16 protein-coding genes are annotated in these 15,303 nt (G+C 49.0%); 4 read left to right on the top strand and 12 right to left on the bottom strand.

Annotated elements, in window-relative coordinates; genetic code table 11:
• Positions 1-134: 134 nt before the first annotated feature.
• Positions 135-494, bottom strand: a complete 360-nt coding sequence (locus C0638_RS13720) for a hypothetical protein (RefSeq protein ID WP_058710323.1) — start codon at positions 492-494, stop codon at positions 135-137.
• Positions 495-657: 163 nt separating this feature from the next.
• Between C0638_RS13720 and asnB the strand changes: the two genes are divergently transcribed.
• Complete coding sequence (asnB, locus tag C0638_RS13715; protein WP_025678748.1) at positions 658-2,502, top strand: asparagine synthase (glutamine-hydrolyzing); 1,845 nt, start codon at positions 658-660, stop codon at positions 2,500-2,502.
• Positions 2,503-2,669: 167 nt separating this feature from the next.
• Here asnB and C0638_RS13710 read toward each other — a convergent pair whose 3' ends face one another.
• The 3 genes from C0638_RS13710 to C0638_RS13700 all read right to left on the bottom strand — a co-directional run bounded on the left by C0638_RS13710 (position 2,670) and on the right by C0638_RS13700 (position 5,215).
• The gene (locus C0638_RS13710) at positions 2,670-3,302 is read right to left on the bottom strand and encodes an XTP/dITP diphosphatase (RefSeq protein ID WP_013372746.1); all 633 of its coding nucleotides are present in this window, start codon (positions 3,300-3,302) and stop codon (positions 2,670-2,672) included.
• Entirely contained in the window at positions 3,302-4,063 is a 762-nt protein-coding gene (rph, locus tag C0638_RS13705; RefSeq protein ID WP_013372747.1) for a ribonuclease PH, read from the bottom strand. The genes C0638_RS13710 and rph overlap by 1 nt, the downstream gene beginning before the upstream one ends.
• A 93-nt stretch (positions 4,064-4,156) precedes the next feature.
• Positions 4,157-5,215 carry a GerMN domain-containing protein gene (locus C0638_RS13700; protein ID WP_058710322.1) on the bottom strand — a complete coding sequence of 353 codons (1,059 nt, stop codon included), beginning with the start codon at positions 5,213-5,215 and terminating at the stop codon, positions 4,157-4,159.
• A gap of 153 nt (positions 5,216-5,368) precedes the next feature.
• Here C0638_RS13700 and C0638_RS13695 point away from each other — a divergent pair, with 153 nt between their 5' ends.
• Together C0638_RS13695 and C0638_RS13690 are read left to right on the top strand one after the other, a co-directional pair.
• Positions 5,369-5,926 carry a phosphatidylglycerophosphatase A family protein gene (locus C0638_RS13695; RefSeq protein ID WP_013372749.1) on the top strand — a complete coding sequence of 186 codons (558 nt, stop codon included), beginning with the start codon at positions 5,369-5,371 and terminating at the stop codon, positions 5,924-5,926.
• Positions 5,927-6,001: 75 nt separating this feature from the next.
• On the top strand, positions 6,002-6,439 hold the full coding sequence (locus C0638_RS13690) for a GNAT family N-acetyltransferase (RefSeq protein WP_102163556.1): 438 nt from the start codon (positions 6,002-6,004) through the stop codon (positions 6,437-6,439).
• A 156-nt stretch (positions 6,440-6,595) separates the two neighbouring features.
• Here the strand turns inward: C0638_RS13690 and C0638_RS13685 are convergent, their stop codons facing one another.
• From C0638_RS13685 to C0638_RS13665, 5 genes are all read right to left on the bottom strand, one after another.
• Positions 6,596-7,381: an SDR family NAD(P)-dependent oxidoreductase gene (locus tag C0638_RS13685; protein WP_013372751.1), complete on the bottom strand. Its 786-nt coding sequence runs from the start codon at positions 7,379-7,381 to the stop codon at positions 6,596-6,598.
• A gap of 103 nt (positions 7,382-7,484) precedes the next feature.
• Positions 7,485-8,123: a TetR/AcrR family transcriptional regulator gene (locus tag C0638_RS13680; protein WP_043886140.1), complete on the bottom strand. Its 639-nt coding sequence runs from the start codon at positions 8,121-8,123 to the stop codon at positions 7,485-7,487.
• A 167-nt stretch (positions 8,124-8,290) separates the two neighbouring features.
• Complete coding sequence (locus tag C0638_RS13675; RefSeq protein WP_058710320.1) at positions 8,291-8,926, bottom strand: NAD(P)-dependent oxidoreductase; 636 nt, start codon at positions 8,924-8,926, stop codon at positions 8,291-8,293.
• A gap of 90 nt (positions 8,927-9,016) precedes the next feature.
• A complete protein-coding gene (locus C0638_RS13670) occupies positions 9,017-10,027 on the bottom strand; it encodes an MBL fold metallo-hydrolase (protein ID WP_058710319.1) in 1,011 nt (336 codons plus the stop codon).
• A gap of 23 nt (positions 10,028-10,050) precedes the next feature.
• Positions 10,051-10,836: a class I SAM-dependent methyltransferase gene (locus tag C0638_RS13665; protein WP_058710318.1), complete on the bottom strand. Its 786-nt coding sequence runs from the start codon at positions 10,834-10,836 to the stop codon at positions 10,051-10,053.
• A 264-nt stretch (positions 10,837-11,100) separates the two neighbouring features.
• On the opposite strand from C0638_RS13665, the gene C0638_RS13660 reads away from it, so the two are divergent.
• Positions 11,101-11,979, top strand: coding sequence for a DUF72 domain-containing protein (locus C0638_RS13660; RefSeq protein WP_058710317.1), 879 nt, complete (start codon positions 11,101-11,103; stop codon positions 11,977-11,979).
• Here the strand turns inward: C0638_RS13660 and C0638_RS13655 are convergent.
• Genes C0638_RS13655 through C0638_RS13645 form a run of 3 tightly spaced genes read right to left on the bottom strand, consistent with a single transcriptional unit; the run spans position 11,971 to position 15,301 of the window.
• The gene (locus C0638_RS13655; protein ID WP_058710316.1) at positions 11,971-13,086 is read right to left on the bottom strand and encodes a glycosyltransferase family 2 protein; all 1,116 of its coding nucleotides are present in this window, start codon (positions 13,084-13,086) and stop codon (positions 11,971-11,973) included. The genes C0638_RS13660 and C0638_RS13655 overlap by 9 nt on opposite strands.
• Before the next feature lie 9 nt (positions 13,087-13,095).
• A complete protein-coding gene (locus tag C0638_RS13650) occupies positions 13,096-13,959 on the bottom strand; it encodes a class I SAM-dependent methyltransferase (protein WP_102163554.1) in 864 nt (287 codons plus the stop codon).
• Positions 13,952-15,301, bottom strand: a complete 1,350-nt coding sequence (locus C0638_RS13645; protein WP_013372759.1) for a nucleotide sugar dehydrogenase — start codon at positions 15,299-15,301, stop codon at positions 13,952-13,954. Before C0638_RS13645 ends, C0638_RS13650 begins: the two co-directional genes overlap by 8 nt.
• Positions 15,302-15,303 lie beyond the last annotated feature (2 nt).

Here is a 15,303-nt window from a genome sequence, read left to right as displayed (position 1 = left end):
TATGAATATAACTGCTGCCTTTGTTTTTCTTATACTTCGCTTTGCCGTCTATGATTTCCCCCTCCTTTCACGCTGATCCGGCGATGGCGCCGGTGCCCAAATCAACAAAAGCCGAGGTATAGTACACCATATTCTCATGTCCCGAACTCCTTGGCAAACTCTGTACTAAGCTGCCCATAGGAAAGCAATTCCCTTTTGAATTTTTCCCGTTCCTCACCAGCGGTAATGTGCGTAGAGTCAGTAAAAGCCTTGTCGGTCACTTCCTCAAATGCCGAATGCAGATTATTGTCATACCAATCCAGCTCCAGATCGGCATCATTGCGGATGATCCTTACCATGTCATAGCCAGGCTGACCATCCTTCTGATTCGAGGCTGTGATATAAACCAGCAGTTCCGGGTCATCTGCGGCACCGGGACGCACTTCTACCTCAGCGCAGCGCACTCCGTCAAGTTCAGTGAAGCGGCGTATTTTGGCATCCTTGATGTAGTACATTGTCTCCCTCCTTCCTCACGAGTAAACGGGTTGCCCCATCTGTAGTTTTCGGAACGGACAGACATTTTATGCTTCTTTTCGGCATATATACTGATGAACTGGGGATTTAGTTTTTGATTCATTCCAACACTGGATGAACACGACAAAGAGAGGATGAATAGACATGTGCGGAATTACAGGTTTCATACAGTGGAACGGAGACTTGATGCATCAATCTGAGTTGCTGCTAAATATGACGCAAACGCTCTCCGATCGCGGACCGGATGCTGCGGGTACCTGGATATCCAACCCGTGTGCCTTCGGACACCGAAGACTAAGCGTAATGGACCCGGAAAACGGCGCTCAGCCTATGATCCGGCAGCTTGAGGATATCACTTATACGATTGTATATAACGGGGAAATATATAACGCGCCTGAGCTGAAAAAAGAGCTGCAACAGCGCGGGCATTTTTTCCGTACACAATGCGACACAGAGGTACTGCTCGAATCCTATATCGAATGGGGCCCCGATTGTGTAGATCGGTTGAACGGCATTTTTGCGTTTGCGGTCTGGGATAGTGAGCGGGAGCAGGTATTTCTGGCACGAGATCGACTGGGAGTGAAGCCGCTATTTTATAGCCAAACCGAAGATGTATTCGTATTTGGCTCCGAACCCAAAGCACTGCTCCAGCATCCAGCCGTTGAGGCCGCCGTAGACGCCGAGGGACTGGCAGAAATTTTTATCATTGGGCCTGCACGCACCCCCGGACACGGCGTCTATTCATCGATGAAGGAGCTGCGTCCCGGACATACCCTAACCTACAGCCGTGACGGCGTACGCATCCAAGCCTATTGGAAGCTCGAAAGCATTGCACATGAGGATAACACCGAAGAAACGGCACTCAAGGTACGAGAGCTGTTGATGGATACCGTGGAGCGGCAGCTTATTTCGGATGTACCGGTATGTACCTTATTGTCTGGCGGGCTGGATTCAAGCGCCCTGTCCGCATTAGCCGTCGATTATTACAAACGTACCGGGCAGGGACAAGTTCATACGTATTCGGTCGATTATGTGGACAACGACAAGCATTTTAAAGCCCATGCGTTTCAGCCCGGAGCTGATGCCCCCTGGATACAGCGAATGGTCGATGAATTAGGGACAAATCATCACTGGATTGAATTCGATACACCAGAAGTTGTAGCAGCTCTGAACAACTCCACGCTAACGCGGGATTTACCCGGAATGGCGGACGTGGATTCGTCACTGTATCTCTTTTGCCGGGAGATTAAAAAGGGCGCTACGGTTGCTATTTCTGGTGAAGCAGCAGATGAAGTGTTTGGCGGATATCCATGGTTCCATCGGGAGGATATGCTGAACTCAGGCACATTTCCGTGGGCAGTTGCTCCCGATATGAGAGCGAGTCTGCTATCCCCAGAAGTGCGGGACTGGATCAAACCGCTGGAGTATTTGAACGACCGCTACTCAGAAGCAGTCGGAGAAGTACCAAAGCTACCGGGTGAAACAGGAAAAGCTGCGCAAATGCGCGTCATGTCTTATTTGAACATCACCCGCTTTATGCCTACCCTGCTGGATCGCAAGGATCGGATGAGTATGGGGGTTGGACTCGAAGTACGGGTGCCGTATTGCGATCATCGGCTGGTGCAATATGTATGGAACATTCCGTGGAGCATCAAAATGACAGGCGGACGTGAAAAAGGTATTTTACGCAAGGCACTGGAGGGTGTATTGCCGGATGATGTGCTGTATCGCAAAAAAAGCCCGTATCCCAAAACGCATAATCCCTCCTATCTTGCCGCTGTGAAAAAGCAGGCGCTACAACTGCTGGACGATTCCTCTTCCCCACTGCTCAAGCTGATCGATGCGCAAAAGGTACGGGATATTGCCGCCTCACCGGAGGCATCCACCAATCTACCTTGGTTTGGCCAGCTGATGTCGGGTCCGCAGTTATTTGCTTACTTGACGCAAGTGGATAATTGGCTTCGCACTTACAAGGTGGCAATTCGATAAAATGTGCTAACTGCCTAAACCGTAAAGTACGAGGTGGCAACCGCCCATCTTTCTTGATGCATACGATACGTGGAACAGAAAGTACCAAAAAGGCTATCCGCAGCCTATGACTGACGGATAGCCTTTTTTTCGTATATGACAGGTATATTATTCGCCCTGCTACCAAACTATGCCTGCGGATTTCCTAGCTTTGTTGCCAAATTACGCAGGGCTATGCCCCGATGACTGATAGCTTGCTTTTGTTCCAACGTCAGCTCTGCCATTGTCTTTTCAAACTCTGGCAAATAGAACAGCGGATCATACCCAAACCCACCGCTGCCCGCGGTTTCAGTCGTAATCCAGCCCTCCACGGAGCCCGTCGATTCCAACGTCTCCCCAGTCTGTGGATTATACAGAATCAAGGTACAGACAAATTGAGCCGGGCTTAGCAAAGGCTGTCCGGTATCATCACCAAGCTGCTTCGATTCCAGAACGTCGAGTAGCTTGATATTGTTTTCGTGATCGCTGGCACCTTCTCCAGCATAACGAGCCGAATATACGCCCGGCGCACCATCCAGCAAGTCCACGCACAGACCGGAATCATCGGCCAGCACAGGCAATCCGAGCACATCTCCCACCGCTTTGGCTTTTTTTAACGCATTTTCGGCAAAGGTTGTGCCATCCTCAACGACATCAGGAATGTCGGGATAATCGTACATACTTCTGACTTCCTTGCCAAACGGCGCAAAAGCATGTGCAAATTCCCGCACCTTCCCTTTATTCTTCGTAGCGACAATGACAACCGGACCATCCAGTCGCATTAGGCCCCAGCTCCTGTACGTCCAGCACCAATCTTATCAGCAATCGGTCCGAGCACTTCTTTTTGGCGCTCAATCATTTGCAGAATCCCTTGTTCGCCCAAGCTAAGCAGCTGATCCAATTCCTGACGGTCGAATGGGCTTTCTTCCCCTGTACCTTGCAGCTCAACATACTTTCCACTGCCAGTCATGACGAGATTCATGTCCACCTTGGCCTTGGAATCCTCTTCATAATTCAGATCCAGCAGCGCCTTGTCACCAACAACCCCTACGCTGACAGAAGCCAGGAAATCCGTAATAGGGAAAACAGGCAACTTGTGCTGGATCGCAATTTTATTTACTGCAATCGCCAATGCTACGAAAGAACCGGTAATGGAGGTTGTACGTGTCCCGCCGTCCGCCTGAATGACGTCACAGTCCAACGTAATCGTCCGTTCACCAAGCGCCTGCAAATTGACAACCGAACGCAACGCTCTTCCGATCAGACGCTGAATTTCCATAGTACGGCCTGTCAACTTGCCGCGCGCAGCTTCACGCTGATTGCGGCTATGTGTCGCCCGCGGAAGCATGGAATATTCGGCGGTCACCCAGCCTTTTCCTTGGCCCTTCATAAAGGGAGGAACGCGTTCTTCCACTGTAGCCGTACAGATGACTTTCGTCTCGCCAACCTCTATAAAAACAGAGCCCTCCGCGTATTTATTTACTCCTGCTGTCAATTTCATCGGGCGCAGCTCATCACCGTTTCGTCCGTTAGATCTACTCATGCTTTTTCCTCCTACGTCGTATGCAACCTGTTCTTATATGTTTATTTTACCAAAGTGTGCAGGCAAAAGCACCCCAAGGACGATTCCCTGTCCTTAAAGAGGAATTTCGTTAATGTGCTGCGGCTTGGCTACAGGCTCTCCATAATTTTGATTATTTTGTCCAATCACGCTTTTCTCACCATTCAGTTCAATCCGAATCTTCGTTTTGACCGCATCATCCGAATTGTCCGCCGCTGTCAGTACGACCGATTCCAAAAATTCAGCAGGTACGGCCTCTCCTTTGGCAAACATATCATCCGAGAGTGATACCGTAATGACGTTATCTTTGGAGCGTTCTACCGATTTCAGCGCCGTCTCCCCTGTCATCACTTCCTGCAATCCATCCTTGGTCTGTGGCCCTTGAATTAATTGATGCAGAGCTGACTGGACACGATCTTTTTCCGGACTGACCAGTCGTGTTACAGGTACATAATATTGTACCCCAGCAGGAGAAGATGAAGAGAAATACACGGTGACTGGACTGGAATCCAGAGGGGTCACGCCATGACCGACCTCCAAATTAATCCCTACTGCGCGCGTCAGCGGATGGTCCATCGGTGTGCCGCCAACAGGCATTTCGTTCAGCTTTTTACCATCCACCCAAATCTGTACGCTCTTAATATCGGGACGATCGGTCAGGGTCCAGGTCAAGCTTTCCATTAATTTGCGTTCTTCCTGTGGCTTATAGTTGGCGAAAGATTTGTTAAATTCGACAACTGCCAGCTTGTTATTCTTGTCCACTGTCACACTTTTCACTTCTGTACCCTGAGGCAGTACACCTTTAAATCCTTCTGGTAATAATCCGGCATAAGGCCCGCCCTCAACCAGTGTTTCCAGCGCCGACTTGGCATCTGCCTGTACATCGCCTGAAGCAATCGGTAAAGATACAGGGGCCAGCAAGCCGTTATGATCTTGCAAAAAGACAGCCCTCAACTGCCCGGTCGTGGCAGGTGCTTTTCCAGTTACAGCCTTAATCATGGACTGCTCTGTCGTGGACGGCGGAGGGTCAATGGACGCGGCTTCGTTGCCGAAAAGGCTGCATCCGGACAACAACAGGGGCAGGGATAGCAGCCCGGCTACAGAGGTCATACGCCATGGGTGTTTTATGTTCATAAATGAAGTTCCTCCCTAACAATTTTGTACAGATTGTACTAATATGTATACGAGCCCCGCGTAAAAAATAACTATTTTTTTAGCAGACTGGACACACTGGTCATAATTGCAGTAGAAAATTAGGATCTACACGAGGAGGGTAACTTCAACTTTATGGACAAGAAAAAAGTACCTTACAGCCTGAATAGTAAAAAGGTAGCCGATGCCACCCGTGAGTGGCTGCACAAGCGTGGTGTAAGTATGACTGAAATCGCAGAACTGGTTATGCTTCTACAGAAAAAATATTACCCGAACCTAACGATGGAAGAATGTTTAGAGAATGTGGACAAGGTGTTGATGAAGCGCGAGGTTCAAAATGCCGTGCTTACGGGCATCCAGCTAGATATTCTTGCGGAACAGGGTGCTCTTCTTCCCCCATTGCAGGATATGATTGAGCATGATGAGGGATTATACGGAGTGGATGAAATTCTAGCCTTCTCCATCGTTAATGTGTACGGCAGTATTGGATTTACCAATTACGGTTATGTCGATAAGCTCAAACCGGGTGTGCTGGAACGCCTGAACGATAAAAGCCTTGGACCGATTAACACGTTTCTGGACGATATTGTGGGTGCAATCGCAGCCTCGGCCAGCAGTCGTATCGCCCATCGCAAGCAGGCAGAGCGCGAACAGGAGCTTGGAGAAGAAAGCGCACCGAATACAACACGGTAAACAATGACACGCTAATTGCAAACAATGCGTTGGCGTACAATAGATATATACAAGGGTAAGAGGAGAACTAGAGACATGGCAAACGTAACTGATGGATATACATTCCGTACGATGCAGGCTGACGATTATGATCAAGCTATTGCACTATGGAATGGCTTAGACGGGTTAGGATTGAGTGAGGCCGACTCACCGGAGCGGATTGCACGATTTTTGCAGCGAAATGAAGGCCTTAGCTTTGTCTGTGAGCACGCTGGAAACATCATAGGCACGATTTTAGCAGGCCATGATAGTCGCAGAGGGTTTCTGTATCATCTGGGTGTAGCCACAGAACATCGTGGTCATGGGATTGCGCCCAGACTGGTAGATAAAGCGTTATCCGCTTTACTCAAGGAAGGCATTGATAAATGTCATCTATTTGTGATGGAGCATAATATAGGAGGTCAACGCTTCTGGTCAGCTAACGGCTGGGAGAAGCGAGATGGGATTTTATTATATTCGCGAGATCTGGGATAGCATCTGAACGCTTGATCTATGTAAATAGAAACGCCGAGCCTGATTTCTTCTAGTTCAAGTGAGCTGGAAGAAATCAGACCCGGCGTATAAAATTTCAGCTTATTGAGCGATAATCATGACGATTAAGGATAGGCTTTCTTGATTCATGAATTGCAATCAATTTTGAGGTCGTAGCGTACGTTCTACAATGTTAAGTGTGGATTGACGAGAGAAAAATCGGGATACTTGAGCTACCCAATAGTTTTGTCGACCAGATATCATATGACTGCGCCCTTTTTCAAATGCTTTCAAGGCATTATGGACGACAGTCTGGGGTGTTTCTCTGGAACCCACAGAGGCTTCACTGGAGCCTACTACATCAAAAAATGAGGTTTCGGTTGCACCTGGACAGAGGGCGAGCACTTTGAGCCCCCGTTTTCGATTTTCGGCCCACAGCGCTTCGCTAAAAGAAAGTACGAATGCTTTGGTTGCTCCATATACGGCCATATAGGGATCGGGCTGAAATGCAGCGGTGGATGAAACATTGATGAGTCCCCCATCCCGGTTACGCAATAAATCAGGCATAAATGCATGTGTGATATCGACTAAAGCAGCCACATTGAGCATCACTTCCTCATGCTGTCTTTCTCCTGAAACCTGCTCAAAGTACCCGTAGGTGGCAAAACCGGCGTTGTTAATCAGAAGATCTACCTTGAGTTGTTGGTACTGAACCTCTTGATGCAATGTTTGAGGAGCTCCTGGTGAGGATAAATCCAGCGCAATCACCGTAGCTTTTACGTTATATTTAGCGGAGAGTTCTTTCGCCAGTGCTTTTAATTTGGTTTCATTGCGCGCTACCAAAATGAGATTACATTTCTTAGCCGCGAGCGAATAGGCAAATGCCTCGCCAATTCCGGATGAAGCCCCTGTGATGAGTGCTGTTTTGTTTGCATACATAAACATGATGATAACCTCCATAGTATCGTCGTTTTATTTTGGAAACATTGTTACCACTACTATATAATGAACTGAAGCCATCACGAGGATGACCTCAGCTACTTCATATTTACGCTGGAGATGACGAGGGTTTACATACATCGAGCGTATTCCTCAGTGTAAATGCATATACCTCTTGTGCCATGTCCACAGTCAAAAAATGACCTGCAAATTGTAGATGTATCACCCCGTGTAAAGCTGACCATAGCATTCGGACAACCAGTAGCGGGTCCTGCTCTTTCAGTGCTCCCAGCTCCATAGCGTGTATGACGGTTTGCAGGATTCGCGATAATGCCGTTGTGGTGCCCTCCAAACTCTGTTCATCTGGCTTAAAATCAGATAATGCCCCGCCAAACATCATTTTGTAATAGGCTGAATGAAGCCGCGCAAATTCCCAATATGCCCAGCATAATGCTTCCAGATCAGCGAGTACATTTTGGGTAACAGGTACTTGTTGAAAGGTTTCGGCCAATAGCCGGCATCCATCCAGATACATCTCATTGGCAAGACCATCCTTACTGCCAAAAATACTGTAAATGATCTTGGTGGAACAGCTTAATTTCTGTGCAACTCGCCGTACAGTCACAGCCTCAGGCCCTTCTTCTACAAGAAGGATGCATGCGGCATCAATCACATTTTTACGGAGCAATTGCTGTTGCTGTAACTTCACCTCAGAATAGGTTCTATAAGGTTGCGATGGCTCAGACATCATTCAATGCACTTCCTTTGCTTATCTCAGAAACACTGTTTCCTTATAGAACCATAGTATTCAATCCCGGAATGTTTGTCAAACAAAAAAGAGCGCAACATAAGTAGATACACTTACTGCGCTCTGGTTGGATGCTTATCAATAAAGCTATGTTTTGCGTTCCACGATCAATAGGCAATACCCACCCTTGTACGGATAAAATCGCAACTCTTCCATTGACGATAGGTAAAATCAGCTGTATCCGCAGTGGTAATTTGTGAGCCGTCTTCGGGTAGAAAGTCTTTTTCCACGCGATATACACCTGTACGTCCGCCATCTGGCAGATAGGTCGGACATACGATTGTCCAGTCTAGTGCCGATTCACGCAGCAATTCGTACACCCGCCGATGCTCCTCGGCCGCACGGGTGCTGCGTCGCCGGGTATCGGAGGACTCGTACCTATACAGGCTCGGTTCGGTCCGGCTTTGCAAAATCCCTGCCGTTCCTACCGTTATGAGCCGGTGAATGGACTGCTCCTGCATCAGTCGAATCAGCAGACCTGTGCTAACGGATAAGGTGGTGGTTCCATCTGTATTCAGCGCACTGATCACAACTGCTGGCCCGCCCTTCAGCGCTTGTGCTATATCCTTCGCGTTGGTGGCATCACCCTGTACGATTTGCAGCTGTGTCCCGTATTGGGATGCGAAATCATCCAACTTGTCCGGTGAACGAACTAGGGCAGTTACGGTATGACCATCCGTTAACGCATAATCTAATATAAAACGGCCCACACGTCCGGTAGCTCCCAGCAACAGCAAATTCATAAAAGCCTCTTCCCCGGCATGCATGCCGCTTTGTCATGTTGTTCTGTCATGTTGCTTTGTCATATCGCTATATTCGTTAACTTTCCGCCATTATGGACGGCAAAAGAAATGAAAGCGCGCGATGGGATTCTCCTCGCTCATAGAGGCCCGTTCACGGCGCACCAGCTCCACCAGGTGGGCCAGCGTCTCGGACATGGCAAACCTTAGCTGGTGAATCCCCAGCTTGTCGCCGAACACGGCAATGCACAGCTCATAGGCTGTGCTGCCTTCCGGTTGGATCAGCTGCCAGAATTTCTCCAGCCGTTCTTCATGATGCGCCAGCAATGTTTGTGTCCGTTCGCGAAAATACCCAAACGGATTGCGATGCCCGGGATATGCCCAGGCGACCTCTAGTTCACCTAGGCGCTGCAAGCCGTCTATATAAGACTTCAGCGGCTGGGCATCGCTGCCCGGCAGCAGACTGATATTAGGAGAAATCTGCGGCAACACCGCGTCACCGCACAGAATAACGCCGCTATTCGGCTCATATAAGGACACATGCCCAGGCGCATGCCCTCCTGTCTCAACGGGCAGCCAGAACCGTCCGTCTAATTCCAGACGAGCGTCTATTCCGGTAGGAATGAAGGTAATCTCAGGCTGCGGATTCACTTGCAAATAAGCCTGCTGCATATGTGATTCCAAGGCTGATACCTGTTCCAAAGGAAAGCCATGCTGGACAAAAAAGCTAGGCAGCCGTTTCTCCATAGCGGTCGTCAATTCTGGAGCGTCCCACATCATCATCGCTTCCTTATGACTGCGAGCTGACATATGTACGCGAGCCTGACCTTGCTGCTGCATCCACCCCGCCAATCCGTAATGATCGGGGTGATGATGCGTCACCACAATGTCCGAAATATCCCCAAAGGACATGCCCAGCTGTTGAAACACAAATGCCCATTCTGCCTCTGTATCCAGATTGCGCGGACCCGGGTCTACAATTGTAAAACCATGCTGTCCCTTGATCACATAGCTATTCACCCAGCGCAGCGGAAAAGACATGGATATTTTGACCTGAAAGCCTCCGTCTATTCGCTCACACGGCGTAAGCTCTGGCAATTTCATGGCTTCCCATCCGCCCTTCTGTTTCAAGCCCGCACACCGACAAAAATCATTCGGGGCGAAGCATCTTCTATATATTGATCTTCATCATAACTTCCGTGCACCTGCTCTACGGATAGCCCGGCTTGTTCTAGCAAATCACGGAACTTTTCATACGGATATAGCTTTACTCGCTCATAGTACACACGCACGGGTTCTGCGTCAGCGTGAGTGGTACCCAGCTCTGAGGCTGCTTCTGTAGTCGTCACAGATGCGGCTGACCGAATGGCAATTTGCTTTTTCACAAATCCATCTTCAATGACCCGGTGCTCCTCAATCCAATTTCCTTCATCCTCCCGGGACGAATGCGGTACCAAATGAGCAGCTACGTAGGAAGGGTTCAAATAATCTATAATAAAACGGCCTCCCGGTTTCAATAGACGATAAATTTCCTTTAATACTTTAAGCTGCTCCTCATCCTTTTCAAAATAACCGAAGGAGGTGAACAAATTCATCACTGCGTCATAACTTTCATCCAGCGGCACCTCTCTCATATCCCCTTGATGCCAACTTACCCGCCCTTCGGAATCAGCTGCACGAGCCTCTCTCAGTAGCACATTGGAAAGGTCCACACCTGTCACCTTATAACCTGCATCTGCGAGCGCAAGCGAATGACGTCCCATCCCACAGCATAAATCCAATACGCTGGAGCCTTGCGGTAATTTGAGCCAGGAGATCATTTTTTGCACTTCCTGATAGGCTCCCTGAAAGTCGCGATGCTTGTATACCAATAAATAATCTTCCCCAAAGCTTTGCTCGTACCATTCTGCCATATCGTTTCTCCTCCATGAACTCATTTCGCTCTATTACATACTATATTAGCTTTTTCAAACTGGAAACTCAAAAACATTACGAATAAGCATTTTTTTAAAGCACAAAGCTTCCTGTCATGAGAGCATGTTACAATAAACGTATTTGAGCTTAAATAATCATAGGAACTTCATACCAACTTCATGTGATTTACCCCATTTTATCATTAAAATGAATCATGGGAACGCCTTTATAGAGGTTTCATGCAGGAAAGGAGCGGCAAAGTTATGATTCAAATTGGACTGACGGGTTGGGGCGATCACGATGACTTATATCCAACGGGCACTAAAGCTAACCAAAAACTAAGTGTCTATGGAAGCCATTTTCCGATAGTAGAGATGGATAGTTCTTTTTATGCAGTACAGCCTACGGATCGTATGGCGCGCTGGGCGGCGGAAACTCCAGATTCCTTTTCATTTCTCGTCAAGGCCTATCAAGGCATGACCGGACACACCCGCGGCAAACAGCCTTACTTCAAAACGATAGATGCCATGTACGAAGCACTGCATGCATCCATACTGCCTCTTCGCGAAGCGGGCAAGCTTAAAGCCGTGCTGTTTCAGTACCCGCCCTGGTTTGACTGCACACGTGAGAATGTCGCCATACTGCGAGACACGAAAAATAGGATGGGAGAGGTCCCATCCGTACTTGAGTTTAGACATCAAAGCTGGTTCACAGCAGATTTTCGGAAGCAAACGCTGGCATTTATGCGTGAAGAAGGCTGGATACATAGCGTATGCGACGAGCCGCAGGCAGGACCCGGGTCAGTTCCCATTGTGCCGCAGGCTACAGACAGCAACCTGACCATCGTACGTCTCCACGGACGTAACGTATCAGGCTGGAATCAAAGCTCTGCGCCTAATTGGCGGGAGGTTCGTTATCTGTATCGGTACAATGAACAGGAATTGACCGAATGGAAAGACAGATTGCTGGAACTGGAGCAGCAAAGCCGTGAGGTATGCGTGATATTCAACAACAACTCAGGTGGAGACGCTGCTGCCAACGCTAAGCAACTCATGACCATGCTGGGCATGGAGCCTAAGCCTTTTCCACCTCGCAAGCCGCCTGATGCGGATCACGGGCCAGAACAGCTTGAATTATTTTGAGGACCGGGCTGTGGATGAATGATTGGGGATTACCTTCCTGAGCTTGCGTTCGTTATCCAGCAAATGCGGATCATCAGGCAAATAACGTAAAGCGGCTTGGTTGTGCTCATACGAAGCTTCCAGCTTACCCATATGTGCAAAGCAATGACTGAGCCGCACATGAGGTAACCAAGAGTAGCATGGCAGTGGGACAGGTCGCATACCAGGAAGGTGATGCTGTTGCTCCGTTGCTCTTTCATACCAATATGCGGCAGTATTCCATTCGTTTCTTGTGAAAAACCAGTCCCCGATCATGCAGCACAAGTCTGCTTGCGGCACCCCGTATCGAAAAGAACGTAGCAGACGATCCAGCTGTTGCTCGGGCTTCCCGAGATGGAGATAGCATTCAGACGATCGCGCACAAGCAGTAATCCGATCTTCCCGGTAGCCGCTCGGCTCCTCCAGCAAATGGTCGAAGGCTTCTGCTGCCTCGGCATATTCCTTGCGGTCAAAGCATTCATTGGCGTGAAAATACAGTAAACGCCCTTCCAGCTTGCCGCTTTCGCTGATCCACCGGGCGAGAATACGTTGGTTACGGAGCGTATGGTCTTGCATTCGGCGATGTGTCACTGCCACATCCGAATGTACGATTTGCCCCTGAGGTATCACCAGATCCTCATGCAGGCGCCCTTCCCAGCGGTATTGTTGATCCCGCTTCACAAGGCGTATACGGCGTGAGGTGAACAACAGTTCACCCTGCTCACCCTCTGCCAAGTGAAGTGGCATCACCACCGCGTCGATATGCTTAGACAATCGCTGCTTTAAGGAACGCAGACGTTCACGATCGGGTTCCAATAGCACATCATCCGCATCCAGCCACATGATATAGGAACACGTTGCCTTGTCAAACGATTCATTACGAGCGGCGGCAAAATCATCCATCCATTCAAACGTATATATCCGATCCGTATAGCGGGCTGCTATCGTCTTTGTCTGATCCGTCGATCCCGTGTCCACGATGATGATTTCATCCATCAGGTCTGCGACCGAATCCAGACACCGGGCCAGTATCTGCTCCTCATTTTTTACGATCATACACAAGCTGATGGTCATTGGATGCTCAGTCATGACTTCACGTCATCCCCTTTTACCGTTGGCTGATTCTTCCGTTGTTTTTCCGGTAGACTTGCCATCAGTATATGCACCTCTCCTTTCAGTCTGCGTCTTGTCTATCTGTTCGACACGCGTAACCCTTTCCAACGGCAATAGTTGTTGCTCCATATACCGGATTCGCTGTACCGCCTTGTCGAGTGCAGCCTTTCGCTGATTCATTTTACGAACATGCTGCTGCTCTACCCGTCGAAACTGCTCCTCATCCAGTTTCATCCACTCATTCAGTTGCTCTGCTCCTGGCATAGCCTCACGCAGCTCTTTTGGCTTCTTGTGACCTGCAAAGCACAAATATTTATGATGTACCTCCAGCGCTTGTTCTTTAAAGTAAGGATACAGCACACGAGAGAGACTTCCGGCATAGTAAGTCCGTTTGTGATCGTGGAATGGATGATATCCATAAGGTACAGACAGGACGAGCGTCCCCTTTTTATTCAACAAGCGGTAAGCATGGGCCAGCAGGGTGTCGGGATGCGCAAAATGTTCCAAAATCTCTCCTAAAATAATAGTGTCAAAACCACCGGGAGGACGTTCAAATTGTGAAATGTCCTTTAACTGAAAATGGACTCTTCCCCTGACGGGTGCAGATTCCTGACGAAGTTCTTTTTTCGCATAAGAAATACTGTCTTCTTCCAAATCAATCGCCGTTACCTCAAAGCCTTCCCGCGCAAGCAAAATGGACGTTATCCCCTGACTGCATCCAACATCCAGCACGGTACGACCCTGTACATGGCGACAAATCCAGTGAATTCTATTGCGGGTGGCTTCATGGGATTCCTCTGAATTAATCTGCCCGTAATAACGTTCGTTTACCTGATCACGGTTAGCCAACAGCGGCGCCCCCTCCGTCACCAGGATGCCCTAAAATCACGACATGTCCACCTGTGCAATGTGCAGTCGCATTACGTGTATCGAAGACCAGCCGAGCATGGTCAACCAACTGTTGGTAGTTCACCACAGAATGGTCTGTCGTGATGACCACGATATCTGCACTTTCCCACAGCTGGGCATTTGCCGTCCGAGATGGGATTTCTTCACCGTTCAGCTTAAAACTCGATACATACGGGTCGGTGAAGCTAACCGAAGCACCCATTTTTGTTAGATGCTCGAACAGGACAAGAGCCGGGGATTCCCGAACATCATCAATGTCCTTTTTGTAGGCTACACCCGCCAGAATGATGTTGGCCTTGTTTATGGCTTTCCCTTCCTGAGCTAGCATGGATTCGATTCGCTCCGCAATATACAGTGGCATACGCCGATTCATGCGGTCTGCCAGATCCACGAATTCCAGCGGAAAACCGTGCTGCTCCGATTTCCACGACAGGTATAGCGGATCAACCGGGATACAGTGTCCTCCAATGCCTGGTCCCGGATAAAAAGGCATGTAGCCGAACGGCTTGGTTGCCGCTGCATCCAGTACCTCCCATATATTGATGCCAATTTTCTCACAGGCCGCTGTCAGCTCATTGACCATTCCAATGTTGACACTGCGAAACGTATTCTCAAACAGCTTGGCGGCTTCAGCCACGGTTGTTGAGCTAACCGGAACAATCTGATCCAAAAAAGACCCGTAAAAACCTGCTCCCGCTGCCAGACAATCCGGTGTGCAACCGCCGATCACCTTAGGGGTGTTGCGAATGTTAAAATGGACGCTGCCCGGATCGACACGTTCCGGTGAAAAGCACACATAAAAATCCTTACCCACTGTCCATCCCCTGCGCTGCTCTATCACTGGCCGAATCAGTTCTTCGGTCGTTCCAGGATAGGTGGTGCTTTCCAGAATCAACAGCGTTTGTCTACGCAAATGAGGTATGGCCTGATCAATAGCCGTCTCAATATAGGACGTATCCGGTTGATGTCCATCCGTCAGCGGCGTAGGCACACAAATCACGACGATATCCGCATGCTCTAGCACCTTGATATCCGTAACTGGATGCAATTGCTGTCCGATCAGACCTTCCAATGCATCATCGCCAATGTCTATGATGTACGACTTTCCTTGAAGCAGCTTGGCTACTTTGACAGGATCGGAATCCACACCATATACGTCATAACCAGCCTGTGCCATTTCCACTGCCATGGGCAGCCCTACATAACCGAGGCCGATCACAGCCACCTTTACAGTTCCTTTTGTGATTTTTCCCATAAGCTGCAAAATACCCACCTCTTTCATCG

Source organism: Paenibacillus sp. lzh-N1, assembly GCF_002872435.1.
Classification (GTDB): Bacteria; Bacillota; Bacilli; order Paenibacillales; family Paenibacillaceae; genus Paenibacillus; species Paenibacillus polymyxa_C.
This window is presented reverse-complemented; position numbering and strand designations above follow the sequence as displayed.